Source organism: Denitrobaculum tricleocarpae (assembly GCF_007004665.1).
Taxonomy (GTDB): domain Bacteria; phylum Pseudomonadota; class Alphaproteobacteria; order Kiloniellales; family Kiloniellaceae; genus Denitrobaculum; species Denitrobaculum tricleocarpae.
The window spans coordinates 283,894-310,671 of the sequence record NZ_ML660058.1 but is presented as its reverse complement, the minus strand read 5'-3'; the positions used below and the strand labels follow the sequence as shown (position 1 = coordinate 310,671).

Here is a 26,778-nt window from a genome sequence, read left to right as displayed (position 1 = left end):
ATTGACGGGACCTACAATTTAGGTAGAGACCTGCAGCGCCGCAACGTCCTCGGTGTCCAGGCGGTTGAGCGCGGCCATGGCGAGGCCCTTGAAGACCAGTGTCGCCTCGTCTCCCAGGGTCTCGAAAACCAGTTCACCGCGCAGGTCTTCCACCAGGCTCTGCTCGAAGCCGTCGCGCAGGCCTTCCTCCAGCAGATCGATGGCTCGGGTACCGCTGCCGGTGAAGGCCACCGGCACCGGACCGATCAGAGCGAACAGCCGCCCGAGGCCGAAACCGATGGCACAGCCCGCCTCTCTGTAGGCCGCACGCGCCCGTTCATCGCCTGCGCGGGCCAGCTCTTCGATCCGCGCCATCTCCTCCGCCGGCGGCGGCGCGACCAGCTTGGCAGCATCCAGGCCCCTGGCCCGCCGCCAGATCGCGTAGTCCGCGGCATAGGCCTCGACGCAGCCCCGACGGCCGCAGCGGCAGAGCGCGCCTTCAGGCACGTGGTTCATATGACCGAACTCGACGGCGGAATCGCGCAGGCCGACGAAGGGCGCGCCGTCGATGAAAAGCCCCATGCCGACGCCATAACCGATGAGGACCGCCGCGAAGCGCTCGCGGTAGCGCGGCGGATCGATCCACTGCAGGGCCTCGGTCATGGCGGCGCAGTCGTTCATCACCGAAACCGGCACGCCGAAGCGCCGGGAGAACCGGCGTCCAAGGTCGATTTCGCGCGCGCGCAGCACCGGCGACCAGAGGATCTTCGCGCCCGCGCCGTCGGTGATACCCTGGACTGAAATTTCGATGCGCGACAGCGGGCCGGCCGGAAGCGGGCTCTCCTCGAGCAGGGTAAATACCGCATCGCCGATGGTGCGGATGAAATCGCCGCGCTGCAGCTCCAGCGCCGCGACATCGACCTGGCTTTCCGCACGTTCCTCGCCGGCGTAGTCGATCAGCTTCAGGCGGATGCGGTTGACCGCGATCATGACCGCGACCACGCTGCCGTGCAGCGGGTTGAGCGAAAGCTTGACCTGGGGCCGGCCCCGCCCTTTGGCCGCTTCGATCTGTGCGTCGGCCTGAACCAGAAGCCCCTCTTCCAGCATCGCGGAGGTAATGCCCGAAACCGCCGCCGGACTCAGGCCGGTCACCCGGCCCAGCGCCGTGCGCGACTGCGCCCCGCCCCTTCGCAGCGCGCGCAGGATCAACGCTCTGTTGTTTTCGCGGACAAGATCGATCGTGGCCTTACGGATCTTTTCGCTCCCATTTGTTCATGCCTTTTCAAGGGTCCTGCCCGGCACCTCTGCACCGGCTCCTGCAGAGGTTCGCGCAAAGCTTCCCGCACAGGTAACCCCTGGCACTTCAGCAATACGTTGACACAGCCCGCGTCCCGTGTCACTTTTTTTTCAAGGCGTGAAATAAATAGACAATAGCGCCGCTCGATGAAGCGCGGCGCGTCGATCGAAGCAATAAAAACGGGAGGGAATCGATGAAGAAATATACGCTCGGCCTGGCCGCTGTGGCCATGGCTGCAAGCATCTCCGGCACGGCGCTTGCTCAAGACATCACCGTCGGCGTGTCCTGGTCCAACTTCCAGGAAGAGCGTTGGAAGACCGATGAAGCCGCGATCAAGGCCGCTCTCGATGCCGCCGGTGCCAATTACATCTCGGCGGACGCCCAATCCTCATCCTCGAAGCAGCTGTCCGATGTGGAAAGCCTGATTGCGCGCGGCGCCACCGCCCTGATCATCCTGGCCCAGGACTCCAGCGCCATCGGCCCGGCGATCGATGCCGCGGACAACGAGGGCATTCCGGTGGTCGGCTACGACCGCCTGATCGACGATGCCCGTGCCTTCTATCTGACCTTCGACAACGTCGAGGTCGGGCGCATGCAGGCCCGCGCCGTCTTCGCGGCGCAGCCCAAGGGCAACTACGTCATGATCAAGGGCTCCCCGACCGATCCCAACGCCGACTTCCTGCGCGGCGGGCAACAGGAAATTCTTCAAGCCGCCGTTGATTCAGGAGACATCAAAATCGTCGGCGAGGCCTACACCGACGGCTGGCTTCCGGCCAACGCCCAGCGCAATATGGAACAGCTCTTGACCGCCAACGACAACAAGGTCGATGCGGTCGTGGCCTCCAATGACGGCACCGCCGGCGGCGTGGTCGCAGCGTTGACCGCCCAGGGCATGGAAGGTATTCCGGTCTCCGGACAGGACGGCGATCATGCCGCTTTGAACCGGGTGGCGCTCGGCACCCAGACTGTCTCGGTCTGGAAAGATGCCCGCGATCTTGGCCGGGTGGCCGGTGAAGTCGCCGTCGCCATGGCAAAGGGTGCAAAGATGGGCGACGTCGAGGGCTCGCAGACCTGGACCAGCCCCGGCGGCACGGAGCTGACCGCGAGATTCCTGGCGCCGGTTCCGGTGACCCGGGCAAACCTGAATGCCGTTGTCGATGCCGGCTGGATCAAGAAAGATGCGCTCTGCGCCGGTGTACCTAAAGGCGCGGTCGAGATCTGCGGCTGACGCCACCTCGGCAAGCCACGCGCGGGGCGGTTCCGGATCCAACGCAAAGAGTCCAGACCGCCCCCGCCAAAGAAAATCCGGTTTAGGCAGCTCACTGATTTCGCATTGGGAATCTAGCATGCGCGATACCCTGTCACGCTCCTTCCGCACACTCCAGATCGATACGCGCCTGGTCGGCATGATCGCCGCGCTGCTGATCGTCTGGATCGTGTTCGATCTGCTGACCGAAGGCCGCTTCCTGACGCCGCGGAACCTCTTCAATCTCTCGGTTCAGACCGCGTCGGTCGCGGTGATGGCGACCGGGATGGTTTTCATCATCGTCACCCGCCATATCGATCTCTCGGTCGGCGCACTGCTGGGCTTCATTGGCATGACCATCGGCTGGCTGCAGGCGCAGGTCCTGCCGGATCTACTGGGCATCGGCCACCCCGCCATCTGGATCATCACGGTTTTCGTCGGCGCGCTGATCGGCGCAGCCGTCGGAGCGGTTCAGGGCTACATCATCGGCTACCTCGCAGTCCCGGCTTTCATCGTGACCCTGGGCGGCCTGCTGGTCTGGCGCGGGGCCGCCTGGTGGGTGACCAGCGGACAAACGGTCGCCCCGCTTGATTCCACCTTCACCCTCTTGGGCGGTGGCGCGGAAGGCACCCTGGGCGCGACCTGGAGCTGGCTGCTCGCAGCGGTCTGCTCGCTCGCCGCCGTGGTCCTGCTGTTTCTTTCCCGCAAGCGCAAAAGCGATCACGGTTTCACCGTCAAACCTCTGGCAGCCGATGTCGTGCTGGCCGGGCTTTTCGTGGCGGTGATCTTCGGCTTCACAGCGGTCATGAACGCCTACGCAATTCCTTCGCGCGCCGCGGCACGCATGTTCGAGGCACGCGGCGAAACCATGCCGGAAGGTCTGGTCCTCTCTCACGGCATCGCTATTCCGGTCATCATCGTGCTGGTGGTCGCCACTGTTATGACCGTGATCGCCAAGCGCACCCGCTTCGGGCGCTACGTCTTCGCCACCGGCGGCAACCCCGATGCGGCAGAACTGGCCGGGGTTAACACCAAGCTGCTGACGGTGAAGGTCTTCGCCCTGATGGGCTTCCTGACGGCTATCGCCGCCGTCATCGCTTCGGCCCGCCTGCGCTCGGCGGCCAACGACCTGGGTACCCTGGATGAACTGCGGGTGATCGCCGCCGCCGTCATCGGCGGCACCGCCCTCTCCGGCGGGATCGGCACGATCTACGGCGCGATCCTGGGGGCGGTGGTCATGCAGTCGCTGCAGTCGGGCATGGCCATGGTCGGGGTCGACGCGCCGCTGCAATCCATCGTGGTCGGGGTGGTGCTGGTGCTTGCGGTCCTTGCCGACATTGTCTACCGCCGCAGAACGGGGGATTGAGCCATGGACACGCAAACACCTCTCGTCGAAATGCAGGACATCCACATCGCCTTCGGCGGTGTGAAGGCGGTCGACGGCGTCGATGTCGATCTCTACCCCGGTGAGGTCGTCGGCCTGCTCGGCCATAACGGCGCGGGCAAATCGACCCTGATCAAGACCCTCTCCGGTGCATACCGGCGCGACAGCGGCTCCATCCGCATCAACGGTCAGGAGGTCGCGATCGAAAACCCGCGCGATGCCCGGCGCCACAACATCGAAACCATCTATCAGACGCTCGCGCTGGCCGATAATCTCGACGCGGCCTCGAACATCTTCCTGGGGCGCGAGCTGGTTTCGGCCGGCGGTTTCCTGGACGACGATAGGATGGAAGCCGAAACCCGCAAGATCATGAACCGCCTGAACCCGAATTTTGAGAAGTTCTCGGCACCGGTCAAAGCCCTCTCCGGCGGCCAGCGCCAATCCGTCGCCATCGCCCGCGCCATCTACTTCGACGCCCGGGTCCTGATCATGGACGAACCCACCGCCGCGCTGGGTCCCCAGGAAACCGCGCAGGTCGCCGAGCTGATCAAACAGCTGAAGTCCGAGGGCATCGGCATCTTCCTGATCTCCCACGACATCCACGACGTCTTCGATCTGGCCGACCGGGTCAGTGTCATGAAAAACGGCCAGCTCGTGGGCTCCGCCCGGACGGAAGACGTCACCAAGGACGAGGTGCTGGGCATGATCATCCTGGGCAAATGCCCCCCGGGCGCCACGCCGGGACCGGGCGCGCTGGATGGGGATGGTTGAAGAGACCTCAGCTTCCGGTCACGCCCTGACAGCTGACCGAAATCAGTCCGGCCCCGTCCTCCGGGAGTCCAGACGATAGAAGCGTTCCATCCGCTTCAGGAGGGCTTGGTTGAAGTCGCAGATATTCGAGACGGCTTCGTGTGAGAAGGCAGAGCCCGAATACCAGGTGCTGTTCCTTCCCTGGACATTGGCCATTGTTTCGAGGAGTCCGTCCAGGATCGCTTGTGACTTATACTGCGGGAAATACTTCCAGCGCTTATGTGTGAGCTCCCGGCTGACCGTTCCGCCATGCCTGAGGACTTCCTGTTTTAGAAGCTCCGATAACTCCGCGTTTGTGTAGCGGCCCGGTATCTGGCCGGTGAAATAGACTTGTCCGCCCAGGTCTGGGGAGTAGCCATCGCGGCGCACGGCAACAAGCCGCCCCTTGTCTTTGGACGAACGGCATGCATCGCTGTAGCCTTGTGAATCCCACGCGTCGAACCAGTCATCGGCGACGATCACAGCGGAAAAATAGCCCTGATATTCCAGGGACTCGGCGATGAAGGCTTCCTGCTCCGTAGGCTCGAGAAAGCGATTGGCGATATCCGGGTCGATGCAGATGGCAATCGCATCGAATGCGAGCGTTTCCTCCGTTGTCCGGATGATCGCGCCTGCGGAGGATCGCTTGACGGAGGTAATCGTCACACCGGTCTTGACCTCCATCGTTTCGGCCAGATCGCACCAGAATTTCGACCAGCCCCGAACAGGGAGTTCGACCTGATTAAAAAGGCCGGTGAGAAGAAGGTCCAGGCTGCACCACCTAAGGGCCTGAATAGTCGGTGTCGTATCGACATATCCGTATCCCAGCGAGGTCAAAGCCCGGTGCATGAATTTTCGCATCTTGGGTAAGTTGTGCGCATTCAGCCAATCGCCAACCGGCATCGCAATCTGTCTGTTGGCGGCGCTCATTTTGGTCGTGCTGTCGATTGCACGAAGCAATGCACGCCGGCAATAGAGGTACTTCAGACACTGCAGGACGAAGGGCGCCCCCGGCCCGTCCTTCACATACTCGAAAAACTCAACAGCATCGAATTTCTGACGGCCGAGGGGCCGCAGATCGTGGCCCAGCTCGCGCATCCACCGCTTCACCAGTCTGTGTGCCCTGGTGGTGTAACAGGTTCCCAGTTCGACCACTATGTCCCCATAGTTGAGGCTCCGCGATTTTCCACCAACGACATCTTCGCGCTCCAGAACGGTCGGGGCGAAGCGACCTGATTCCTGCGCCAGCTTCGCCAGGCTCAGGCCTGCCGGACCGGCACCAATGACTCCAAGTCGACAGTGATCGTTCAAAACACTTCGTTCCTCTCCGTTCGAAACCCCTGTGCCAGAGCCCCCTGTACGCCCCCCAAAGCGCACGCCGTGCCTGTAAGAAAACGCGGCCTGGTTTCATGACCTGCCCGCTCGCAAAGACGCCTGAAAAGGCGCCCACTCCTTCGCGAGAATAGTCCGAAAGAAGCGGCTCTGAATATATCGCCGGCTATGTCCTTTTTATGGCCGTCTTCGCCCGGCCGGGGCGCTGTATGGTGACGGAGGATTACCGGTCTGCCGTGCCCGCCGAAAGCCTGGGCTGAGCGTTGAGGAAAAGAACCAGATCGCACGCCGTTGCGTTCTCCAACCGGCCCCACAAGAGGTTGGCTTCCGTATTATCGAGACTGCGGCCAATGCGCTGAGCGATGGCTTCGATACTGTCCTCGAGATCTTCTTCGTCGGTTCGAAGGTCATCGCGAAAGGAGTCCTCCGCGCGAACGGGAAAACTATCCGAAAACTCTTCATAAACGGCCCGGACAATCCAGGAGTCGATCACGCGGCAATCGAACGAGCGCGCAAAGCTGCAAATGCTCTCACCCCGCCTTCTCTCGGCCTCGCGCTTGTCGTTCCGCCAGCCGATCAGGGTCCCGACGATAAAAATCACCGGAAGGACAAACGCCAGCGGCCACCACTCAAGGCCCGGTACGGCGAGCAAGCCAAGGAAGAGCCCCATCACACCAAGCGAGGCCACCGGGCCCATTGTGTGATCTGGACGGGGCGGCATGTTGCGGGAGAAGCTGCGCATAGCTGAAGCCTACGTCCACAGACCACGAGACTCCAGCTTCAATCCCACCGCAGACCATCATCTAATACAGACAATAGCCGCCTCTATGCCTCCGACGCCACGGGTGCGAGACTGCGTTCGGCGTGCTCGGCGGCAAAGACGTGGGCATAGAGATTGGCGATCCACTGCTTCCCGGCCTGGGTCATGCGCAGATAGCCCAGGGCATCGCCAATGTAAGGCCGCACGGCTTTCCAATAAAAAGTCGGATAATCCTCCGCCAGGTCCGCCGGGGTTTTGTAGCCGAGTTTTTCCGCGATGCCGGTCTCGGCGAACTCGTGAAACAGGCAGTTGAGCTTGCGCATGTAGTGCGGGTCGGCGAGCTGGCCGATCAGATCGGCCGCCCTGACCAGCCCAGGTTCGTCGTCGGTGCTGTCATGATCGCCGTCTTCGGGCACGGGAAAGCGCGTCAGTTCGATCGCCCGGGTCAGGCGTTCGACATCGAGCCCGGGAATGCCGGAAAAGCGCTCACGGACAAAAATCTTGCCCCGGTCAACGTGATAGGGTGTCAGTGCGGCGTCCGAGGCCCCGCGCGGCAGGCGCTCGCGCTTCTGGTTCTCATTGGTGACGAAGAGCGGATCTTCATCGTTCAGGCAGATCCCCCTCACATAGCCGATGTCGTGGCACAGCAGCGCCGCCAGAAAATGGAACCAGTCGTCCGGCGTGATCCCGCCGCACCTGATTTTCTTGCCGCGCAGGATTTCCTGGCCCACCAGGGTGACCATCGCCGTGTGTTCGATATTGTGATAGAGCGCGTTGGTGTCGGCGATCCGCTCCAGGGCCGTGCGCGCAACGATGGTGAGCTGATCGAGACGCTCCAGATTGTCCCGACCGAAATTGGCTTCGAAGCCTTGCTCCAAGGTCCGGTTCAGGTTCTCGATGATGATCTCGGCGGAATTGAACATGCTTGATCCCTTACAGCTTCGAACACGCAGGCTCCCGGTCGAATTGGCACCGTTGAAAAGCCGCATCAGCACTTACGTACAGAGACTGTCTCTATCGCCTTTGCCAAAAGACTCGCCGGAGGGGACAGCCCCTTGGATTATCTGATCTTTGAGCAGCGCCTTATAAGATGTGGTCTTAGGGCATGATGGCAAGAGACGCGCGCCAGCCGGACGTCCTGAAGCCGCAAGCCTGCGCGAACAACGGGCAGATTCGCCAGTTGCTGGATTTATGCGCTAAGCGGACAACGCCCGCGCCGCCAGAAGTCCGACGACCGCGACCATGGCCGTCAGAAAGGTTCCCCAGGCCATGTCGACCAGACTCATGGTCAGCGGCCAGTCCTTGATGGTGGCCAGATTGGTGATGTCGTAGGTGCCGTAGGCCAACAGCCCCAGGACCGCACCGCGCAGGGCCGCGGTCTTCCAGGAGCCATCGGCAAGCGCCGGCGCGACGGCAAAAAAGACGATCCCGCCCACGTAGAAGACATAGAAGCCGCCGGCGGCCAGGAAATTGACGTTGTCGCGCAGCAGGCTGCCCATCTGCGACGCATAGAACTTGCGGGCGACCACACCGAGCCACAAGCCGTCCACGACCAGGAAGGTCGCGAGGGCCGCGAAGTAGGCCTTTAAGTAAATCAAATCTCTGCTCCTGGACTGCCGGATTGCTTCAAACGTACCTGCATATGACCGAGAGCACGAGGTCCAACAGCTTTGTGTGCGGAGAACGGACTTGCTCTCGAACAACATGAGATGGCCCGGGATCGGGGAAAGGCAAGCGCGGCTGCGCGGCCTCTTCAGCACCCGCTAAGCGAGTTTTTTTTCAGGGCGATGGAACGCTTTGAGCGCTTCGCCGTTATCCATTCAATCATTCGGTGCAGCTCTCTTGTACCGCGTTCAAGGCGATGAAACGAAAAGGAAATTATCATGCATAAACGTTTGTTGATGGCGGTATCGGGTGCGGCTCTCATGGCTTCCGGCGCCGTCTGGGCGGACCAGACCAAGACCGAGTCCAAAGACATGATGGACAAGACAACCGAGACTGCTGAGAGCGCAGTCGATGCAACGGCCGAGGCTGCGAAGGACGCGGCCGATGCGACCACTGAGGCCGCCGAGAATGTGGCGGACGAGACCTCCGATGCCCTGCGCTTCGAATCCTTCAAGGACAAACCCGAGGCCTTCAGCGGTGAGATCGCAGGCGGATACACTGCCGAAGAACTGATCGGCAAGAACCTTGTCGATGCAAAGGGCGAATCGGTCGGCGAAATCCATGATCTTCTGGTCGGCGCGAATAACAAAATCGAGCGCGCGCTCGTTGACGTCGGCGGCTTCATCGGGATCGGAGAGCACCGCGTCGCTCTGAACATCGAGGAACTCAAGCAGGGTGAAGATGATGTCTTCACCGCCGAGTTCACCAAGGAAGACCTCGAAGCCATGCCCGAGTACGAGCAGCAGGACAGCTTCTGGAATCAGATGACCCAGTAAGGTCTGGTTACCAGTCCTGCGAAGGGTGGCCGGTGCAATAAACCGGCCACCCTTTTTTATTGACCTGGTTTCCGGCGTAAACCCCTGCCCGCCGTGCCGCTCCCGAGGCAAAGCCTCGCGCAAGAGAGAGCCTCAGCCTCGACAAGCCAATTGATTTCCGGTACCAGCGACGCATGCTCACCTTTGCCGCCGCCGTCTTTTTCCTCCTGATCACGCCTGGACCCGGCGTCCTCTCGACGGCGGGGGTCGGCGCCGCCTTCGGACCTCGACCGGGAGCGCGCTATATTCTCGGGCTCTTCATCGGCACCAACCTGGTGGCCCTGGCGGTGATATCCGGCCTCGCGGCGATTGTGCTGGCCACTCCGCAGGTGCGGCTGATCCTGCTGATTGCTTCGGGCTGTTATCTGATCTTTCTCGCCGCCCGCATTGCCTTTTCGGGCAGCAAAGTCGCCTTTATCGAGGCCCGGAAAGCGCCGGGGGTTTGGGGCGGCATCACGCTGCAGGCCATCAATCCCAAGGCCTATGCGGTCAATACAACACTTTTCACCGGCTTCGCGTTCTGGCCGGAGAGTCTGGCCAGCGAAACCCTGATCAAGCTCCTGATGATCAATTCCATCTGGATTCCGATCCATTTTCTCTGGCTCGGCGCCGGCGTCTGGCTCCACCGCCTCGACCTGCCCGCGCGTGTCCAGTTTCGCATCAACCTGGCCATGGCGCTCTCGATGCTTGCCGTTGTCGCCCTGGCCGCACTGGCTCCAAAGTAAATTCTGTATGCGGTCCGGTTCTTCGGGGCCGGGACAAATGCAGCATGAACGCGCCTCCCGTCGCGCCTGCATCCCGCAAACGAGTCAGATGGAACCATGGAACAGCGGAGGTCGACTTCGCGGAGGAACAGATCATCTTTGCGTTTCAGTCGGATGACCGCTTTGAATTGCCTGTCCCTTAATCCAGCTCTTTCAAGAAGAAACCCTCCGGGCTATCGACTTCAACCAACCGTTGCTCTTCGATCTGCCAGAATCTTGTACCGACAGTCCGTACAAAGGTCCGGTCGTGGCTCACCAATAGGGCGGTCGCATCGTGTTCCAACATCTCATATTCAAGTGCTTCTTGGCCTTCGATGTCCAGATGGTTGGTCGGTTCGTCCAAAACATAGAAATTTGGCTTTGCCAACCGTAGAAGCAGCATCGCCAGACGACTGCGTTGCCCTCCCGACAGGATAGATATCGCACGGTCTTGAACATTGATGTCGACACCCGCGCCAGCCAGCAAGGCTCGAGCGCTGCGGTCTCCAACCTCAGAGCTGCCGGTGACCGCGTCCATGGGCGAAGAAAACCCATCAAGCTGCGAAAGAGTCTGATCCGAAACGCCGGGCACGACCGATGGTGCAACCCGGATGCCTGATTGACCTCCTCTCAGGGCGCTGATCACCCGGGTCAAAAACAGGGTTTTGCCGCTGCCATTTGACCCAAGCACAACAACTCGGTCGCCCCGATTGATCCAGAGCGGCCCGACGCGGAACAAGCTTTGTCCGTCTGGGATGGTGATTTCTGATTCCTCGATTGTGACAAGCGCCCTGGCGTGCGTCCCCGAGTTGGCCAGGCGGATTTTCCCTGCGGAGCGCTCGGTAAACGCCGGACGCGCGGACTCTTCGATCTTCTCCGCACGGACCTTCAACTGCCTGGTTTTGTTCAAGAGGAGGTCCGAACCTGAATTGAAGCCGATATTCTTGAGCTTCGCCGCTTGCCTCCGGAGCTGGTTAGCCTTGGCGATCTCGTTCTCAAATTGACGTGCGGCGGCAACATCCATTTCGTCTAACGCGTTGCGGGCCTCGCTATAAGCTGAGGTAAACGAGTGCGACTGCTCGGCCCGCAGAAAGAATGTCCTGTTTGTCACCGCGTCAAGAAACGAGCGGTCATGGCTGGCAACCAGAAAGGGCGTGCCGCGCGCAACAGTGTTAAGCCAGTGTTGCAGGATGCCAATGCGGTTGAGGTCCAAATGGTTGGTCGGCTCGTCCATCAGGAGTACATCGGGTTCGGTCACCCAAACCCGCGCGAGCAGCGCAATGCGTTGCCAACCGCCGGACAACGCGCCAAGCAGTCGCTGCCTTAGTTCAGGGGGAACCTGTAGATGGTCGAGTGCGACATCAACGCGCCAACTTTCATGCTCGACCTGATCATTGTCGAGCGCTGAAAGTACAGCGTCGTACATGGACACAGCCAGCAGCGCCTCGGGCACGTCCTGAGACACGCGCCCGACCCGCAGTCCGCGTGCGGTCGTGATTTCACCGTGGGTCGTATCGGCCTCTCCGGAGATTGCGCGAAGCAAAGTGGACTTGCCGCGGCCATTGGCGGCCACCAGGCCGATCCTGTCACCTTTGCCGATCGTCAGATTGAGATTTGAGAACAGGGGTGCTGAGAGGGTTACGCCAAGATTGCGCAGGTTGATTAAGGTCATCTGTCACGTCTTTCGATCCAAAATGCGCAGCCAAAGAGGCTGCCATCAGGGCAGATCGTCGTGACGTGAATGTCCTTCGATCAGCCCTACAAACGAATTTGCAGGGCTAAGACAGGGCCACGTGTTCGATATCGTTCAATGTACATCCGACCCTCCCTTGGTTCGGTTAGACACACGAAACTTAATGCGCGGGCGGAGACGGGTCAACTGAGCTGCATCTATTGTGCGCAGTGCGAGAAGCATTTCGGGCCCTCGACTCACGGATCTGCTCTGCGCTTCCATAATAATAGCCCAAATCAGCGTGTCCGCTTCGGACTCGAACCGGCGCTTGCATGGCGCTGGCCGGACCGGCGGGATCGCCGAGAAACCGGGTCTTCGGCTTCTGGACGACGACAGGGATTTCCTCCTTCAATAGAAATCAGTGTCTCGATGGTCTATGGTAACACAGTCAATTGATGTAGTATGCTGATGCAGGCAATTGGCGTTCGGGGCTCAGGTCCGGGGCTTTTCATTGACCGACACCCCCCTTCCTGGAGGAGTTCAACATGCATAAAAATAAAATACTAACGCTTTGCTGCGCCGCCGCGGTATCAGCCTACAGTTCCGCCGCGCTGGCTGCAGATGTCGTTATCGGTGTTCCTAACTGGCCGTCCGTTCAGGCGACGGCGCATGTTCTCAAGGTCGCCCTCGAGGATAAACTCGGTCTTGAGGTCGAGCTTCGCGATGGTTCCAATACGGCGGTGTTCAAGGCGATGGACGCGGGTTCGGTCCATGTGCATCCGGAGGCCTGGTTGCCCAATCTGAATCATCTCAAACGCCAATTCGTCGATGGCAAGAAATCGATCAAAATGAACCCCAGCGGCGCGATCGGCACCCAGGCCATGTGCGTCACCCAGGGTACCGCCGAGCGCACGGGAATCGCAGAACTCAAGGAACTTACAAATCCGGAGATGGCCAAGAATTTCGACACCGACGGTGACGGAAAGGGCGAGATCTGGATCGGCGCGAATGGCTGGGGCTCGACGCCCATCGAGCAGATACGCGCCCGCTCCTACGGCTACGACCAGACCATGACCCTCAAGGTCATGGAAGAGACCGCGGCCCTGAGCGAAGTCGATGCCGCCGTCAAAGCGGACAAGAACATCGTCTTCTTCTGCTACACACCTCATCATATGTTCGCCGCCCATGAGCTGGTGGTGCTCAAGGAACCGGCCTACGACGCGACGAAGTGGGTGATCGTTCCGCCCTCCCCCACACCGGGCTGGCTTGAGAAGTCGAGCGCGGCCGTCGCCTGGGACAACGCGACCCTGAACATCAGTTACGCCGTTTCCCTGGAGGCGGATCAGCCCAAGGCGGCGGAGGCCTTGTCCAAGGTATCGCTCGATACCGATACCCTGACGGCGATGACCTACGCCCTGGCCGTGGAGAAGCAGGATCCGGCTGAATTTGCAGCCAAGTGGATCGAGGAAAACCAGGCGGCCGTCGACAGCTGGTTTCAATAGCTCTTCCTCCGCTGGGCGGTGCGGGTGAAAACCGGGCAATAGGTCTGATCTGCGCCATGCCCGGTTGCGCCCGCATCCAGACATCTTTGCGTGATCAAAAGAACCTGTGAGCGATGGCCCGGATGAATGACGGCCTGCTGCCAGCCGAGATCCTTGACCGCCTGAAAGCCCGGCATGCCGAGCCCCAGCGGCACTATCACACCTGGGCGCACATAGAGGCGCTGCTGGCTTGGCTGGAAAAGACGGCCGGATGGATCCACGACCGCTCTGCCGTCGAACTCGCCATCCTCTACCACGACGCAATCTACGATCCGCGCGCCAGAGACAACGAGGCGCGGTCTGCCGCACTCCTGCTGTCGGAGCTCGATGGCCTTCTTCCTAAAGCCATGCTCGCAAGTGCGGAGACCCTCATTCTCGCGACAGCCGGTCACAGCATGCCCGGCACGGCGGATCACCTGCTCCGGTCCGACAGCGCCTTCTTTCTCGACATGGATCTGTCGATCCTCGGCACGGAACCCGCGACCTTCGAAAGCTACGAAGCGGCCATTCGGAGGGAATATGCCTTTGTTCCGCCTGAAGACTACCGAGCCGGGCGCAGCGCGATCCTTCGGGACTTTCTGGAGCGGGACCGGCTCTATTTCACCGATTACTTCCACAACCGTCTCGACCGGCAGGCCCGGTCAAACCTCGCCCGCAGCATCGCACGCCTGCAACAGGCCTGAGCAAAGCAGGTGGCTGAGAGCACCCGGCCTGCATACTACAATCCCGCATACTACAATCCCGCATATCACCCGCCCCTCATGGATCCGCGGTTGCCAGGACTTAACCGGAGGCCATAAACTTTTTTTGCGCCCGGCCTGACGCAACGGCAACACACCACGCGCGCCAATCGAAAAGAAGCACGCCCCCATGACGGCAAGAGGCACCAGCCTTTAAGTTTTGAAATCCGGGAGACAAAGATGGAACTCTCACACCTTATTGCATTCAACCTCGCGCTGTTCGCGGCAATCGCCAGCCCCGGCCCGGCTCTGCTGGTCGCGATCAAGACGACCCTCAGCGCCGGGCGGCAATCGGGCATCGCGGTCGGTCTCGGACTTGGTTTGGTCGCGTCGCTTTGGACCCTGGCGGCCCTGCTGGGTCTGGAAGCCGCCTTTCTGCTCTTTCCCTGGGCCTACACGCTGGTGAAGTTCCTTGGCGCAGGTTACCTGATCTACGTGGCCTACAGGATGTGGACCGGCGCCCGGAGACCGATCGGGAATGAGACCAAACCCGCGGCGCACGCGTTCCGTCAGGGCCTGCTGATCAACATCCTGAACCCAAAATCCGTCCTCTTCTCCGCCGCGGTGCTGGTGGTGATCTTCCCGGCAGGCCTGACCACGACGGAGAACCTCCTGATTGTCGCCAACCACTTCTTGATTGAAGCCGCCTTCTACACGGCGCTGGCCTTCGCCATGAGCCGTCCCGCGGTCAGCACAGGTTACATGCGGGCCAGGCTCTACATCGACCGCTTCGCGGCGGGCGTTCTCGGGCTTCTGGGGCTGCGGCTCCTGATGACCCGCTGACTCGCTTTCGGAGCATTCGCTCACAACTTAAACCCCGAACTCAAACCAGGAATTCCCTTAAAGCCCGCAAGGCCCGGTCCGGCTCTTCTTCCGGGATGAAATGGCCGCAGGGCATGGGCTCGAAACGGCTGTCGGGCGCCCAGGCTTTCCAGATACTTCGGATGTCGAAGTTTTTGCCCACGACGCCCTGGTCCCCCCACATCACCAGGGTCGGGCAGGCAATGGTCCGGCCCGCTGCCCGGTCGTCGCGGTCATGCCCGATGTCCTGCGAGAGGCCCGCACGGAAACACTCGCAGAGCGCGACGATGGCCTCCTCGCTGGTGCTGGCTGCGATGTAGGCTTTGAACGCCTCCGGATCATAGGGCGCCGTCTGACCCGGCAAACCGGTCAGAATTTGGCCCATAAATATTTCCGGATCGCCCCGGATCAGACTTTCCGGGATCGGAGCCGGCTGGGTCAGAAAGAAGAAGTAATAATAGTCCTGCGCGATCTGCGCCGTCGTGTGCGCGTAGAAATCCAGGGCCGGCACGATGTCCATGATGGCAAGGCGTTCGATCCGTTCGGGATGGTCAAGCGCCATGCGCCGCGCGACCCTCGCGCCCCGGTCGTGTCCCACCAGCCGGAAGTTGTCGAAGCCCAGAGCTTCCATCACCTCCAGCTGCTCCTTCGCGTAGGTTCGCTTGGCGTAGGCAAGATGTCCGGGCGAGAGACCCGGCTTGTGACTCTCCCCGCGCCCGCGCAGATCCGTGAGCACGACGCTGTAGTCTTCGGCAAGCCGCGGGGCGATCCCGTGCCAGCAGAGATGAGTCTGGGGATCGCCATGCAGCATCAGCAGCGGCGGCCCCTCCCCGCCGACCAGCGCAAGGATTTCACCTTCCGTGGTCTGGACCCGTTGGCGCTTGAAACCAGGGAGCAGACGTTTATCGAGATCTTCAAAGAGCGTCACCGAGCCACCTCCGATATTCCTTCAGCGCCTTTTCATTGCGCCGGTAGTAAGACCACTTGCCGATGCGCTGCACGCTCAGGAAGCCGGCGCGCTTGAGCAGCTCCAGGTGACGGCTCACCGTCGGCTGGCTCATGCCCAGCCTGGCCGTGATCAGGGTCACGCAGACGCCGATCCGGACCGGATCGCCCGTCGTCTGCTCACTGAAGTACGCCCCGGGCGTTTTAAGCCACTGCAGAATCTGCATGCGCACGGCGCTCGCCAGGGCCTTCGCCTGCTCTTCACGATGTTCCGGTAAGTTCAATGAATCCATAGATAGCTATTTAACGATATAACAGGAAATTGTCAACTTGTCGTCGGAAGGGCGGGAGCCATCGTCTTCCGATCGCGGCAAGGCCGCAGAGAAATGATTGTCTCGGGCCGAAAAGTTGCCGTCGGCTGCGCGGCGCTCTTTTCACGGCCGATCGACGTAGCCTGCGCGACCTTGGTCAAGGCGGCACTCGCATCGATTGAAGAGCCCTTTATGAGTCCGCAAAGCCTGATCTTCCCCGCCGGTCGCCTCTCCTGTAAAGCCGGTAATCTGCGCCTCCAAAGGGGCGTTGACGCAGGATCGGCAACATAATATGGAATGGTGGTTGAGAGTATTGGAACGAGTTTGCGGCAAAAAGCCTGCACGACCAAAAGACTCGACTCTATCTCGCTTTGGGGAGGTCATGGGGCAGCATTCATCAAGCACGACCGTCAGCGAACGCGCGGCGCGGCTGCGGGCCGAATTGGAGTGCCTTGGCCTGCCCTGGTCCAGCCAACAAAGTGACATGGATCGGCGCGCCGCGTTTGTCCGCACGCATGACGACCTGACCCGCCGTTCCCGGCTGATGGCCTATGCCAAGACGCACTGCGATCACCGGAGCTGGCTGGAACGCAGCGCGCGCGAACATACTGCGCTGAAGGACCATGCCCTCTCCGGCGACGTAAAGGCGGGCTGCGCGCTCCTGCGCGAGCACACAAACAAAAGCACGGCACAGGCGGACGCCGTCGTGTTTCAGCTCTCCGGGGCGAAGGCCCGAGACAACATGCAAGTAAGATAAACCGACATTCCAAGGGAGAAAAAATCGTGAAACTAACATGCCTTTTGGCGGGCACCGCGCTCGCCCTGACAGCCGGAATTGCCAGCGCCCAGGAGCGCGTGACCTATAAGTCGGCCAAGTCCACCTCCTCGTACTACCAGATGGGGGTACAGATCTCGGAGGCGATAAAGGACGGCACCGAGGGCGGCATCATCGTGACGGTTGAAGAGAGCCAGGGTTCGGTCCAGAACGTCATGGAAGTCCGCGCACGCGGCGCCGATTATGTCTTTACCACCCCCCCTGTGCTGGTCAGCCTCGCCCAGAAGGGCAAGGCGATGTTCAAGGACAAGAGCGACCCTGCCTTCGACAACATCCGGGCCCTCTTCCCCATCCCGTCACTGACGATGCATTTCGTCATGTCCGACAGCAGCGGGATCAACGATTTTGCGGGCATGGAGGGCAAGACGATCCTCCTGGGCAAGGGTTCCTTCGGTGCGAGAGAGGGCGCGAAATACCTCAAACTCTTTGGCCTGGAAGGGAAAGTCGAGTTGGCCGAAGTGGAGCTCTCCAACGCCGTGGCGGCCTTGAAAAACGGTCAGATCGATGGCTTTGTGACAGCCGGCTCCTACCCCGCGCCAAACGTGATCGAGGCCGCGGCGACCACCGGCGTGAAGGTCATGTCGCTCAACGACGAGCAGATCGCGCAGACCAAGCGGACCAAGCTGGTGATCCCGGCGGGCACCTATGCCGGACAGGACGCCGACATCACGACGACGGCCCTGCCGGTGGCCGCCTTCACAACCACGGCCATGAGCGATGACGTCGCCTATGAACTCACCAAGACCTTCTGGGAGCAGCGGGCCAAAATGGGTGAAGCCGCGCCCTGGTGGAATGGTGTGAACGAAGGCCTGATGAGCAGTATCACAGGCAAGATCCATCCCGGTGCGATCCGCTACTACAAGGAAATCGGTTACAGCCTGACCGACGCCCAGATGTAACCACGCCATTGTCAGACGATTGAATCTGACCTCCGGCAAACGAGAAAGCCAGGATCGTTCCTGGCTTTCTCTCTATCCACCTGCTCTCTCGGCGTCTTTGAACCGGCGCCACTCATCTGACGTGTAAATGGGGTTCCCGTGCGCAGTATCGCTCTCGTCGCGGCTTTCGGACTGGTTGCGTTTCACCTCGCCCTGATCTTCTCCGGGCTGGTACCCAATCTCGTCAGCCGCCCCCTGCATCTGGCGCTTGCCTTGCCCTGGATACTGCTGGCGGGCGCGCAGTCCCCCGTGATGCGGGTCAGCGGCATCGCCCTGACACTCTGCGGCATCGCGGCGTCGCTGTGGGTGGCCTGGTCGCATGATGTGCTCTCCGACCAATACGGCTTCCTGGAAGGGAACTTTCAGCTTCTTATCGCCGTAACCCTGCTGATCGTGGTGTTCGAAGCCGCCCGCCGCGCAATTGGCTGGCCCCTGCCTCTGGTGGCGTTCCTGACCCTGCTTTACGGCCTCTTCGGGCAACACATTCCGGGCGAGTTCGGCCATTCCGGTACACCGCTTGCCAGCTTCCTCGGCACCCTGACCATTGCCGAGGGCGGCATCTGGGGCAGCCTGACCGGTGTCTCCGTGAATGTGGTGGCGATTTTCGTGATCTTCGGCGCCGTCCTCAATGCCGGCGAGGCCGGTCAGGGCTTTATGAACGTCGCTTCCGCCGCAGCCGGACGCCTCAAGGGCGGCGCGGCCAAGGTCTCGGTCCTGTCCTCCGCCTTTTTCGGCTCCATCTCCGGATCGGCATCGGCCAACGTCGCCTCGACCGGCGCGATCACCCTGCCCGCGATGACCCGGTTGGGTTACCCCAAACGCCTGGCGGCCGCGGTCGAGGCCGTGGCGTCCTCGGGCGGGCAGATCATGCCGCCCCTGATGGGCGCCGGCGCCTTTGTCATGGTCGAGCTGACGGGCGTCTCCTACACCTCGATCATGGCGGCCGCGCTCCTGCCCGCGATTCTCTACTTTCTGGCGGTCTGGGTCGGCGTGAATGCCTACGCCGGGCGCGAAAAGCTCGCCGGCCTCAGTGCCGAGGACCAACCGCCGCTGCGGATTGTCCTGATCACCTCGGCTTTCTTCGCGGTGCCCTTCGCCCTGCTTCTCATCGGGATGTTCTGGATCGGCGTGACGCCGCAATACGCCGCGTCCCTGGCCATTCTCGCCAGCTTCCTGCTGCTCTTCTTCAACACCCGCGGCATCGGATCTTGGGCGGAAACCCGGGGCCGGATCGAGAACGCGCTGCTCAATGCCGCGCGGCAGGTTTCCATGATCGCGGCCATCATCATCTGCGCGTCCATCATCATCGGCGTGCTCTCGATCACCGGGCTCGGGGTCAAGATCACCTCCCTGATCCTTTCGGGCTCGGGCGGAATGCTCTGGCCCGCCCTTCTGCTGACCGCACTGGCCTGCCTCATCCTGGGCATGGAAGTCCCAACGACAGCGGCTTACGTCATCTGCGTCTCGGTCGCCGGGCCGGCCCTGATCCAGCTGGGGCTCGAACCGCTGCAGGCGCATCTCTTCGTCTTCTGGTTTGCGCTGCTCTCCACCATTACCCCGCCGGTCTGCGGGGCCGTGTTCATCGCCGCCGGCATGATCGGCGAAAACTGGCTGAAGGTCGCGCTGACCGCCATGACCCTCGGGTTCGGTCTTTACATCATCCCGCTCGCGATGATCGCAAATCCGGCACTGATCGAGCTTCAGACCACACCCTTGAGCGCGCTGCTCGCGGCAGTCCAGATCGGGCTCGGGCTGACCCTGATGTCCATTGCCCTGATCGGTGCGAGGCCGGCGGCCCTGCGTCTCGCGCTTTTCGCGGCCGGGGCAACCGTTATCTTTTTCCGCCTCTTTATCTGATTGCGCGAGAGGCGCGAGGCACGGGTTTGCGTCTGTTTAAAACCCTGATGGCAGTGCAACGTCGATCGAACCGGCCTAGGCCGGTTGTAGGTCAAGCGACCACTTGCCGGTATGAACATCGAAGGGCACCGACAGGTGTTCGTGCACAAGCTGCCAGCCGTCCTCTTTGAGGCGATAGCAGGAGGTGTGACGCACCCACATGTCGGTTGATCCGCCAGCCTTGAATGTTCCCTTGTACCGGTTGAGGCTGTGCGCAAAGGCGGTGTCGCCGTCGGCGGAGACAACCAGGTCCTTCAATTCGATCTTCACCGGGCCGTCAAACTTATCGAACCACTCCTTCATGCGTTGGCGCATATCGGATGCATCGGTGTGACAGAGAGGCTCGACGACATCGAACATGAGCGCCGTGTCCGACACGGCTGACATCGTTCCGTCGCCATCTTTATCGCGAATGGACTGATAACGGTCCGAAATGAGTTTTCGCACGGCTGCGGCCGGTTTGATGTCCTCGTTCTTCCAGCGTCCCTGCCCTGCAGGTGGATCGCCGAAGAAAACCTCAATGCTGAAGAGCAGGTCTTTGCGGAAGACCAACCGCTCTACGTTCTGGAGTATGTCTCCGGTGGCAGTCCAGAACTCGTAATGGACAAACGCAGTCTCGCCGTCCGTGAAAATCTGCCTGAGCCTATGATCCGTCACCTGGTGATGACCCGGCCAGCACCGTTCCATGAAAGAATCGCTGTCAATGGCGTCGTCGTAGGGACTGGTGAAGCGAAAATCAGGGTGTAACCGCTCCAGGAACCCGCTCGAATCGTTCTTCCTATACGCATCGAAAATGGCGCGGACGAGTGTCTCGATCATCAGCTGTTCAGTCACAGTGCACTCCATAAACCAGTGCGATTTTGCAAGTAGTTGGAATATGACTCAACTACTGCAATAATGCAACTGGTTTATGTTTGGAGGTAGGTTTGCCTGATCAACGTTCCGGATGCCCGATCAACTTGAGTGTCGAACTACTCGGCGATCGATGGAGTCTGGTCATTCTCAGAGATGTCATGTTTGGCGCTCGACGCACCTACGGCGCGCTCTTGAACCAATCAGATGAAGGCATCTCCACGAACCTGCTGGCGGATCGCTTGAAGAAGCTGGTCGCGGCGGGGATGCTCACCGCGACCGGCGACCCGGACCACAAACAGAAGAACGTCTATTCACTTACCGAAAAAGCAATCACGCTGGTGCCGGTCTTCGCGCATCTCGGTGCCTGGGGGCGACGCTGGCTTCCTGCTACGCCGCAATACTCCATTCGAGCTCAACTCCTTGAGGAAGGCGGGCCTGAAATGTGGGAGAGGTTTATGGACGATCTTCGTGTCGAGCATTTGGGAAAGACGTCGCGGCGGCTGGGACCAACGGTCGCAGAAGAGCTACAGGCAGCGTTCGACGCCATGGCCCGTTGACGAGTTAGTCAGCCTGACCGTCCCCTGCCCCCAAATGCCTGCGTCCCGGGATGTGGGCACAAACCACCGCCTCTACAAGCGTAAGTTCGCCAAACTTCTGCATAGTCCGCACTGTCGTTGTCAGCGGGACCGAGATCCTGCAGCAGTACCTCTTCACGGCCTCAGCAGCCAGGCGTTTTCCGTGCCCGAGCATCGTTCCGCCAAGGGGCCCGCGATTTCCACCGACGCCACCGGCTCACGACGGTAGATGCCTTCGTAAAGCCGGTCGATCGTCTCGGCGGGAACCGAGAAAGGCGGTCCTTCGGTTTGGCTCTGGTCGTAGTCGAAGGTGATGAGAAACTGCGGCGCGTTTCCGGAAAGCTTCGCAAGATGATGCGCGTAGGATGTCCGCATCCGCTCGGGCATCGCAACCAGCGCCGCCCGGTCGTAGATCGCATCGACCGGCCCCAGCAGCTCTTTGCTCAATTTGAAGAAATCACCGGCGAAGAGCTCAATCGGACCGGATCTGTAACGCCGCAGACCCCCGACCCTGGAGACCTCCGCCTCAAGTCCGTTCTCGGCGAAGAAGGCCTCGACGGCCGCCTGGCTGAGCTCGATACCAACAACGCGGCAGCCTTGGCCGGCGAGCCATCCGATGTCATTGCTTTTGCCGCAGAGCGGGATGAAGACGCGGTCGCCCTTTTGGAGTGACAGGAGATGAAAGTGGCTCGATAACAGTGCGTTACCCTCGGCCTCATGAAACGCGATTTTGTTGTCTTGCCATCTTTGGTGCCAGAAATTCGGATCCATTATTTTCCTCAAAGCTCTTGATTTCAGATGTTGTCTTCGGACAAGCTACTACTTCAAGTTCACTTGAGGTCAAGAGAGAAAATGATGGGATCCGAGCTGGATATCGGCGAGGTCGCGAGACGCTCCGGCTTGCCCGCCTCGACACTCCGCTACTATGAGGAAAAAGGCCTTATCCGCTCGAGCGGGCGCAAAGGCCTGCGACGCCTTTTCGATCCCGGCGTGCTGGACCAGCTCGCACTCATCACCCTCGGACGCCTGGCGCAGTTCAAGCTCGAAGAGCTGCCCGCGATGCTGCCAGGCGAGAGCGGTGCCGCGCTCGACAGAGCCAAGATCAACGAGAAAGCGCAGGAGCTGGACCGGCGGATCGACGAACTCACCGCACTGAGTAAACTCCTGCGCCACGTCGCTGAATGCCGCGCCGACAACCACTTTTCCTGCCCGCGCTTCAAAAAGCTGCTGCGCATCGCCTTCCGGCTCAGGGAAGACGACAAGAAACGGCATCCGGGCAAAGCCTCGAATACCGCTTAGGTTGAGAACTCACACTGTGGTCGTGAAGACCTTCAGGGCGTACGGCAACTCAAACTAAGCATCCAGCTGTACCGTCCCGCCCGGGCCCCACTTTCGAAAGGCCGCGGGCGTCACGCCGTAGCGGCGCGAGAACATGCGCGTCAGGTGCGGCTGATCGCTGAAGCCGCAAACCACGGCGATTTCCTTTGCCGGGCGCTGTGTCTCCGCCAGCAGGCGGCGGGCGCGCTCCAGGCGGCGTTCGGTCACATAGGCATAGGGCGGCTGGCCGATGCTGTCGGCGAAGTGACGGGAGAAGGTGGAGATACTCAGATTCAGCTCCACGGCGATCTCACCCAGTTCCAGATGGCGGTGCAGGTTCGCCTCGATGAACTCCAGCGCGCGGTTCCGCTGCGCGGCGGAAAGCTGGCCGCGCCCGGTATCGCTGGTGAGCCTGATGTCCGCGTAGTTGCGCAGCAGATGAATAACCAGCTGGCGTCCGACGGCCTCGATATAGAGATCGCTGCCGTGGGTCGGGCTGAGGGCCTCGGAGGCAATGGTGCCGACGGCGCCGGTCAGCACCGGGTCGTCCGTGCGCAGAACGTCGTTGAGCGAGACCTCTTCCACCCCGCGGCCGGTAAATTCGCGGGCGATCTTGGAGACGAAGTCCTGGGTCAGATAAACGTGCGTGACCTTTACGTCCTCGGTCCAGTGCCAGTGGGAAAGCTGCGATCGGGTCAGGAGCGAAACCGCGCCGGGGCGGCAGAGGGTTTCGGACCAGCGCCCGCTGAAACGCCGGCGCATGGGCGTGACACCGGTCTGATAGGATACCAGCAAATAGTCGCGCATGGCCGGGATCTCGACATCCTGTCCGTGATAGTCGTAGGCGCGCATGTAGAGGCCCCGCCAGCCGAGGCCGTCGCTTTGGGCAAGGACCTCACCGGGTACGTAGCGCGGCAGGTCTTTTGGCGCAATCAGACTGGACAGTCTCCCTCTCCTCCCTAACGGCAGGGCAACTCATCCCACCTATCAGACTAACGCCTGAGGCCAAAAATTAACAACTAAACACTGGGTAGGGGGTCATCTCTGCCCGGATCCTTCAAAGAAAATCCCGGATTCTTCAAAAAAACGCCTGGTTCCTTCAAGCCGCGGGCCGGTTTCCTTCAAGATCGAAGGCACAGGCCCTTCTATCCTGCTCCCAGAAAAAAAAATCGTAAGGGAGGAAATCAGTGACAAAGAAAAATGGCGGCGTGGTTGAAGAGGGCGCAGTTGAACAGGACGCGGTTGAGGAGAAAGAGCTCGACGCACTTGTGATAGGCGCCGGTGTGGCCGGACTCTACCAGCTTCACATGCTGCGCAAGATGGGCCTGAAGGTGCGCGCCTACGATACCGCGTCAGGGCCGGGCGGAACCTGGTTCTGGAATTGCTATCCGGGCGCCAAGTTCGATTCCGAGGCCTATATCTATCAGTATTTTTTCGACGAGGATCTCTATAAGAACTGGACCTGGAGCTGCCGCTTTCCCGGTCAGCCCGAGATCGAACGCTGGATGAACTACATCGCGGACTCGCTGGATCTGCGCCAGGATATCCAGTTCGAAACCACCATCGAGAGCGCCGTGTGGCAGGAAGAAACGGGCCGCTGGCGGGTGACGACCGACCAGGGCGAAGTTATCGACACGCAGTTTCTGATCACCTGCTGCGGGATGCTCTCGGCCCCGATGGAAAAGGTCTTCGAGGGACAGGAGAGCTTTCAGGGCCGGATCTTCCATACCTCGCGCTGGCCCCGCGATGGCGTGAGTTTCGAAGGCAAGCGGGTCGGTGTCGTGGGCATCGGCGCCACCGGCATTCAGGTCATCCAGACCATCGCCGACAAAGTCGATCACCTGACGGTCTTCGTGCGCACGCCGCAATATGTGCTGCCCATGAAGAACCCCGACTTCGCGGGAGACGGCGCGGCCTATAAAGCCCGCTTCGACGAGTTGAAGGAGACCCTGCCCAACACCTTCACCGGCTTCGAATATGACTTCGGCCCGAGCTGGAGCGAACTGACACCGGAGGAACGGCGCGCGCGGCTCGAGGAGATTCACGCCGACGGGTCGCTGAAACTCTGGCTCGCTTCTTTCGCCGAGATGTTTTTCGATGAAGCGGTCAGCGAAGAAGTTTCCGAATTCGTACGCGAAAAAATGCGCGCGCGGCTGCAGGACGAAACGCTCTGCGATCTTCTGATCCCGACCGACTACGGCTTCGGCACCCATCGGGTGCCGCTGGAGAGCGGCTACCTGGAGGTTTACCGCCGGTCCAATGTCAGCACCGTCAACTGCCGCGAAAATCCGATCGCCCGCGTGGTGCCCGAAGGCGTCGAACTTACCGACGGCACGATCTGCGAACTCGACGTCATCGTGCTGGCCACCGGCTTCGATGCGGGCACCGGGGCGCTGACGCGGATCGACATCCGGGGACGGAACGGGGACTCTCTGAAGGAAGAATGGGGCCGCGAGATCCGCACCACCATGGGCCTTCAGATACACGGTTTTCCCAATTTGTTCACCACGGCTGTTCCCCTCGCCCCTTCGGCGGCACTCTGCAACATGACCACCTGCCTCGCGCAGCAGGCCGAGTGGATCGCGGACTGCATCGGCTACCTGCGCAGCCAAGGCAAGACCGTGATCGAGCCCACCGCCGAAACCGAAGCGGCCTGGGTCGCCCATCACGATGAAACCGCGAACGCGACGCTCTTTGCCAAGACGACCTCGTGGTATCTTGGGTCCAACGTGCCCGGCAAACCGCGCCGCATGCTCTCCTACACCGGCGGTGTGGGCACCTACCGCAAGAAATGCGCCGAGGTTGCCGCAGAGGGTTATCAGGGATTCGACATGCAGTAATCAACCGGTCCCGGCGCGGAGAAACGAACCGTACGCGACAGCCGGGACCAAGGGAGGACAAGACGATGACCGACGGAAATTGGAAAGAGCCGCTCGACGGCATTCTGGAACGGGTGACGGCGGGGGCGGACGAGACCCGCGTCCCGGGCGTGGTCGCCATGGTGACGGATCGAAACAGCAATATCTACGAAGGCGCGCGCGGCCAGCGCGCCATGGGTGCGGAGGAAGCGATGACCGGCGATACGGTCTTCGCCATCTTCTCCACCACCAAAGCCATCGGCGGCACGGCGGTAATGCAGTGCGTCGAGGAAGGCTTGCTCGATCTCGACGCCCCGGCCCGGGACTACGCGCCGGAGATCGGGGAGCTGATGGTGCTCGAAGGCTTCGATGACGCGGGCGCTCCCCGGCTGCGCAAGCCCAAGACCGAGATCACGACCCGGCAGCTGATGCTGCATACCGCCGGGCTGGGATACGATTTCTTCAACGCGCACTATCTGCGCATGGCGCAGGAGCACGGCCAGCCATCGGTGGTGAGCTGTACCAGGGCATCGCTGAAAACGCCGCTGCTGTTCGACCCGGGCGAGAAGTGGGAATACGGCAGCAATATGGACTGGGCCGGGCAAGTGGTCGAGGGCATCCGCGGCAAACGGCTCGGCGAGGTTCTGCGGGAGCGGGTCTTCGCGCCCCTCGGCATCACGGACATGGCCTTCACCCGCAGCGATGACATGAAGGCGCGCACCGCGAGCATCCATGCCCGCGGCGAGGACGGCAGCCTGACGCCCATGGACTTCGCCCTGCCCGACAACCCGGAGGTCGATATGGCGGGCCACGGTCTCTACGCCTCGGTCGGCGAATACATGAAGTTCATCCGCATGTGGCTGAACGACGGCATGGGCCCGAACGGGCCGGTTCTGAAAAGGGAAACGGTCGAACAGGCCGTGCGCAACGGCCTCCAGCCGCATCAGAAAGTCGGCATGCTGCCGGGGGTGATCCCGGCGCTCTCGAACGATGCTGAGTTCTTCCCCGGCCTGAAGAAAAGCTGGTCCTACAGCTTCATGGTCAACGACGAGGAGGCGCCCACGGGACGTCCCGCCGGAGCCATCGGCTGGGCAGGACTGGCGAACCTCTTCTACTGGATCGACCGGCAGAACGGCCTGGGCGGTTTCTGGGCCACGCAGATCCTGCCCTTCGGCGACCCGGTCTCCTTCACCGGCTATCTGGATTTCGAAACCGCCACCTATGACAGCCTGAAACAGACAGCAGCGGCCGCCTGAGCGCGGCCCGTTGCTTTGGGGTGAGGGCCGCACCACCAAGGTGGCGGCCCTCCCCATCCCGTAGACGCTTCGCCATATCAAAGCCAAGACAGGCGGGTGGATCGCTCCGGTGGTCGCCTTTTGCGGCCAAACCCGAAGCCTTCCCGCGCAAGTCGGCGGACGGCCGACCCATTGATGCACGTCAAACCCAAAACCCCACCGCTCCGCTATGCTTTACCTATCCAAACC

General features: G+C 61.3%; 26 protein-coding genes. 15 read left to right on the top strand and 11 right to left on the bottom strand.

What is annotated here, in order from left to right:
* Window positions 1-18: 18 nt before the first annotated feature.
* Window positions 19-1,188 carry an ROK family protein gene (locus FKG95_RS20520; RefSeq protein ID WP_142898267.1) on the bottom strand — a complete coding sequence of 390 codons (1,170 nt, stop codon included), beginning with the start codon at window positions 1,186-1,188 and terminating at the stop codon, window positions 19-21.
* A gap of 281 nt (window positions 1,189-1,469) precedes the next feature.
* On the opposite strand from FKG95_RS20520, the gene xylF reads away from it, so the two are divergent.
* The 3 genes from xylF (at window position 1,470) to FKG95_RS20505 (ending at window position 4,677) form a co-directional block, all read left to right on the top strand.
* A complete protein-coding gene (gene xylF, locus FKG95_RS20515; RefSeq protein ID WP_142898266.1) occupies window positions 1,470-2,504 on the top strand; it encodes a D-xylose ABC transporter substrate-binding protein in 1,035 nt (344 codons plus the stop codon).
* Between the two features lie 118 nt (window positions 2,505-2,622).
* Window positions 2,623-3,888: a sugar ABC transporter permease gene (locus FKG95_RS20510; protein WP_142898265.1), complete on the top strand. Its 1,266-nt coding sequence runs from the start codon at window positions 2,623-2,625 to the stop codon at window positions 3,886-3,888.
* Between the two features lie 3 nt (window positions 3,889-3,891).
* Window positions 3,892-4,677, top strand: a complete 786-nt coding sequence (locus tag FKG95_RS20505) for an ATP-binding cassette domain-containing protein (RefSeq protein ID WP_142898264.1) — start codon at window positions 3,892-3,894, stop codon at window positions 4,675-4,677.
* A gap of 42 nt (window positions 4,678-4,719) precedes the next feature.
* On the opposite strand, the gene FKG95_RS20500 is transcribed toward FKG95_RS20505, so the two are convergent.
* The 4 genes from FKG95_RS20500 to FKG95_RS20485 all read right to left on the bottom strand — a co-directional run bounded on the left by FKG95_RS20500 (window position 4,720) and on the right by FKG95_RS20485 (window position 8,385).
* A complete protein-coding gene (locus FKG95_RS20500) occupies window positions 4,720-6,006 on the bottom strand; it encodes an FAD-dependent oxidoreductase (RefSeq protein ID WP_179954195.1) in 1,287 nt (428 codons plus the stop codon).
* 244 nt (window positions 6,007-6,250) lie between these two features.
* Window positions 6,251-6,769, bottom strand: coding sequence for a hypothetical protein (locus FKG95_RS20495; protein ID WP_218940289.1), 519 nt, complete (start codon window positions 6,767-6,769; stop codon window positions 6,251-6,253).
* Window positions 6,770-6,852: 83 nt separating this feature from the next.
* On the bottom strand, window positions 6,853-7,710 hold the full coding sequence (locus FKG95_RS20490) for a metal-dependent phosphohydrolase (protein ID WP_142898262.1): 858 nt from the start codon (window positions 7,708-7,710) through the stop codon (window positions 6,853-6,855).
* 273 nt (window positions 7,711-7,983) lie between these two features.
* Entirely contained in the window at window positions 7,984-8,385 is a 402-nt protein-coding gene (locus FKG95_RS20485) for a DUF2177 family protein (protein WP_218940288.1), read from the bottom strand.
* Window positions 8,386-8,670: 285 nt separating this feature from the next.
* Between FKG95_RS20485 and FKG95_RS20480 the strand changes: the two genes are divergently transcribed.
* The gene (locus FKG95_RS20480) at window positions 8,671-9,228 is read left to right on the top strand and encodes a PRC-barrel domain-containing protein (RefSeq protein WP_179954194.1); all 558 of its coding nucleotides are present in this window, start codon (window positions 8,671-8,673) and stop codon (window positions 9,226-9,228) included.
* Between the two features lie 173 nt (window positions 9,229-9,401).
* Entirely contained in the window at window positions 9,402-9,992 is a 591-nt protein-coding gene (locus FKG95_RS20475; protein ID WP_142898259.1) for a LysE family translocator, read from the top strand.
* A 178-nt stretch (window positions 9,993-10,170) separates the two neighbouring features.
* Here FKG95_RS20475 and FKG95_RS20470 read toward each other — a convergent pair whose 3' ends face one another.
* Complete coding sequence (locus FKG95_RS20470) at window positions 10,171-11,682, bottom strand: ABC-F family ATP-binding cassette domain-containing protein (RefSeq protein ID WP_142898258.1); 1,512 nt, start codon at window positions 11,680-11,682, stop codon at window positions 10,171-10,173.
* Between the two features lie 545 nt (window positions 11,683-12,227).
* Here FKG95_RS20470 and FKG95_RS20465 point away from each other — a divergent pair.
* The 3 genes from FKG95_RS20465 to FKG95_RS20455 all read left to right on the top strand — a co-directional run bounded on the left by FKG95_RS20465 (window position 12,228) and on the right by FKG95_RS20455 (window position 14,746).
* The gene (locus tag FKG95_RS20465; protein WP_142898257.1) at window positions 12,228-13,184 is read left to right on the top strand and encodes an ABC transporter substrate-binding protein; all 957 of its coding nucleotides are present in this window, start codon (window positions 12,228-12,230) and stop codon (window positions 13,182-13,184) included.
* A 113-nt stretch (window positions 13,185-13,297) separates the two neighbouring features.
* Window positions 13,298-13,906: an HD domain-containing protein gene (locus FKG95_RS20460; RefSeq protein ID WP_218940287.1), complete on the top strand. Its 609-nt coding sequence runs from the start codon at window positions 13,298-13,300 to the stop codon at window positions 13,904-13,906.
* Window positions 13,907-14,143: 237 nt separating this feature from the next.
* Window positions 14,144-14,746 (top strand): LysE family translocator, encoded by a 603-nt coding sequence (locus FKG95_RS20455; protein ID WP_142898256.1) that lies wholly within the window; start codon window positions 14,144-14,146, stop codon window positions 14,744-14,746.
* 40 nt (window positions 14,747-14,786) lie between these two features.
* On the opposite strand, the gene FKG95_RS20450 is transcribed toward FKG95_RS20455, so the two are convergent.
* Both FKG95_RS20450 and FKG95_RS20445 read right to left on the bottom strand, forming a co-directional pair.
* Window positions 14,787-15,692: an alpha/beta fold hydrolase gene (locus tag FKG95_RS20450; RefSeq protein ID WP_142898255.1), complete on the bottom strand. Its 906-nt coding sequence runs from the start codon at window positions 15,690-15,692 to the stop codon at window positions 14,787-14,789.
* Window positions 15,679-16,002, bottom strand: coding sequence for an ArsR/SmtB family transcription factor (locus FKG95_RS20445; protein WP_142898254.1), 324 nt, complete (start codon window positions 16,000-16,002; stop codon window positions 15,679-15,681). Before FKG95_RS20445 ends, FKG95_RS20450 begins: the two co-directional genes overlap by 14 nt.
* Before the next feature lie 400 nt (window positions 16,003-16,402).
* Here FKG95_RS20445 and FKG95_RS20440 point away from each other — a divergent pair, with 400 nt between their 5' ends.
* The 3 genes from FKG95_RS20440 to FKG95_RS20430 all read left to right on the top strand — a co-directional run bounded on the left by FKG95_RS20440 (window position 16,403) and on the right by FKG95_RS20430 (window position 19,650).
* Complete coding sequence (locus FKG95_RS20440) at window positions 16,403-16,777, top strand: hypothetical protein (protein WP_142898253.1); 375 nt, start codon at window positions 16,403-16,405, stop codon at window positions 16,775-16,777.
* A 26-nt stretch (window positions 16,778-16,803) separates the two neighbouring features.
* The gene (locus FKG95_RS20435) at window positions 16,804-17,754 is read left to right on the top strand and encodes a TAXI family TRAP transporter solute-binding subunit (RefSeq protein WP_142898252.1); all 951 of its coding nucleotides are present in this window, start codon (window positions 16,804-16,806) and stop codon (window positions 17,752-17,754) included.
* 138 nt (window positions 17,755-17,892) lie between these two features.
* Window positions 17,893-19,650 carry a TRAP transporter permease gene (locus tag FKG95_RS20430; protein WP_218940286.1) on the top strand — a complete coding sequence of 586 codons (1,758 nt, stop codon included), beginning with the start codon at window positions 17,893-17,895 and terminating at the stop codon, window positions 19,648-19,650.
* A 75-nt stretch (window positions 19,651-19,725) separates the two neighbouring features.
* Here FKG95_RS20430 and FKG95_RS20425 read toward each other — a convergent pair whose 3' ends face one another.
* Entirely contained in the window at window positions 19,726-20,523 is a 798-nt protein-coding gene (locus FKG95_RS20425) for a nuclear transport factor 2 family protein (RefSeq protein ID WP_179954193.1), read from the bottom strand.
* 92 nt (window positions 20,524-20,615) lie between these two features.
* On the opposite strand from FKG95_RS20425, the gene FKG95_RS20420 reads away from it, so the two are divergent.
* Window positions 20,616-21,101 (top strand): winged helix-turn-helix transcriptional regulator, encoded by a 486-nt coding sequence (locus FKG95_RS20420; RefSeq protein WP_218940285.1) that lies wholly within the window; start codon window positions 20,616-20,618, stop codon window positions 21,099-21,101.
* A gap of 153 nt (window positions 21,102-21,254) precedes the next feature.
* Here FKG95_RS20420 and tmpT read toward each other — a convergent pair whose 3' ends face one another.
* A complete protein-coding gene (gene tmpT / locus FKG95_RS20415) occupies window positions 21,255-21,890 on the bottom strand; it encodes a thiopurine S-methyltransferase (protein WP_142898249.1) in 636 nt (211 codons plus the stop codon).
* Window positions 21,891-21,971: 81 nt separating this feature from the next.
* Here tmpT and FKG95_RS20410 point away from each other — a divergent pair, with 81 nt between their 5' ends.
* Complete coding sequence (locus FKG95_RS20410) at window positions 21,972-22,418, top strand: helix-turn-helix domain-containing protein (RefSeq protein ID WP_246116838.1); 447 nt, start codon at window positions 21,972-21,974, stop codon at window positions 22,416-22,418.
* 54 nt (window positions 22,419-22,472) lie between these two features.
* On the opposite strand, the gene FKG95_RS20405 is transcribed toward FKG95_RS20410, so the two are convergent.
* On the bottom strand, window positions 22,473-23,288 hold the full coding sequence (locus FKG95_RS20405) for a helix-turn-helix domain-containing protein (RefSeq protein ID WP_218940284.1): 816 nt from the start codon (window positions 23,286-23,288) through the stop codon (window positions 22,473-22,475).
* Between the two features lie 335 nt (window positions 23,289-23,623).
* On the opposite strand from FKG95_RS20405, the gene FKG95_RS20400 reads away from it, so the two are divergent.
* Both FKG95_RS20400 and acmB read left to right on the top strand, forming a co-directional pair.
* Entirely contained in the window at window positions 23,624-25,276 is a 1,653-nt protein-coding gene (locus FKG95_RS20400) for a flavin-containing monooxygenase (RefSeq protein ID WP_246116837.1), read from the top strand.
* A gap of 65 nt (window positions 25,277-25,341) precedes the next feature.
* Entirely contained in the window at window positions 25,342-26,550 is a 1,209-nt protein-coding gene (gene acmB, locus FKG95_RS20395) for a methyl acetate hydrolase AcmB (RefSeq protein WP_142898247.1), read from the top strand.
* Window positions 26,551-26,778: the final 228 nt, after the last annotated feature.

What these genes read in the sequence shown, in the direction of transcription:
- xylF (WP_142898266.1), top strand. Translation starts at nt 1,470, where the DNA reads ATGAAGAAATATACGCTCGGCCTGGCCGCTGTGGCCATGGCTGCAAGC.
- FKG95_RS20510 (WP_142898265.1), top strand. Translation starts at nt 2,623, where the DNA reads ATGCGCGATACCCTGTCACGCTCCTTCCGCACACTCCAGATCGATACG.
- FKG95_RS20505 (WP_142898264.1), top strand. Translation starts at nt 3,892, where the DNA reads ATGGACACGCAAACACCTCTCGTCGAAATGCAGGACATCCACATCGCC.
- FKG95_RS20495 (WP_218940289.1), bottom strand. Translation starts at nt 6,769, where the DNA reads ATGCGCAGCTTCTCCCGCAACATGCCGCCCCGTCCAGATCACACAATG.
- FKG95_RS20490 (WP_142898262.1), bottom strand. Translation starts at nt 7,710, where the DNA reads ATGTTCAATTCCGCCGAGATCATCATCGAGAACCTGAACCGGACCTTG.
- FKG95_RS20480 (WP_179954194.1), top strand. Translation starts at nt 8,671, where the DNA reads ATGCATAAACGTTTGTTGATGGCGGTATCGGGTGCGGCTCTCATGGCT.
- FKG95_RS20475 (WP_142898259.1), top strand. Translation starts at nt 9,402, where the DNA reads ATGCTCACCTTTGCCGCCGCCGTCTTTTTCCTCCTGATCACGCCTGGA.
- FKG95_RS20470 (WP_142898258.1), bottom strand. Translation starts at nt 11,682, where the DNA reads ATGACCTTAATCAACCTGCGCAATCTTGGCGTAACCCTCTCAGCACCC.
- FKG95_RS20465 (WP_142898257.1), top strand. Translation starts at nt 12,228, where the DNA reads ATGCATAAAAATAAAATACTAACGCTTTGCTGCGCCGCCGCGGTATCA.
- FKG95_RS20460 (WP_218940287.1), top strand. Translation starts at nt 13,298, where the DNA reads ATGGCCCGGATGAATGACGGCCTGCTGCCAGCCGAGATCCTTGACCGC.
- FKG95_RS20455 (WP_142898256.1), top strand. Translation starts at nt 14,144, where the DNA reads ATGGAACTCTCACACCTTATTGCATTCAACCTCGCGCTGTTCGCGGCA.
- FKG95_RS20445 (WP_142898254.1), bottom strand. Translation starts at nt 16,002, where the DNA reads ATGGATTCATTGAACTTACCGGAACATCGTGAAGAGCAGGCGAAGGCC.
- FKG95_RS20440 (WP_142898253.1), top strand. Translation starts at nt 16,403, where the DNA reads ATGGGGCAGCATTCATCAAGCACGACCGTCAGCGAACGCGCGGCGCGG.
- tmpT (WP_142898249.1), bottom strand. Translation starts at nt 21,890, where the DNA reads ATGGATCCGAATTTCTGGCACCAAAGATGGCAAGACAACAAAATCGCG.
- FKG95_RS20410 (WP_246116838.1), top strand. Translation starts at nt 21,972, where the DNA reads ATGATGGGATCCGAGCTGGATATCGGCGAGGTCGCGAGACGCTCCGGC.
- FKG95_RS20405 (WP_218940284.1), bottom strand. Translation starts at nt 23,288, where the DNA reads ATGCGCGCCTACGACTATCACGGACAGGATGTCGAGATCCCGGCCATG.
- acmB (WP_142898247.1), top strand. Translation starts at nt 25,342, where the DNA reads ATGACCGACGGAAATTGGAAAGAGCCGCTCGACGGCATTCTGGAACGG.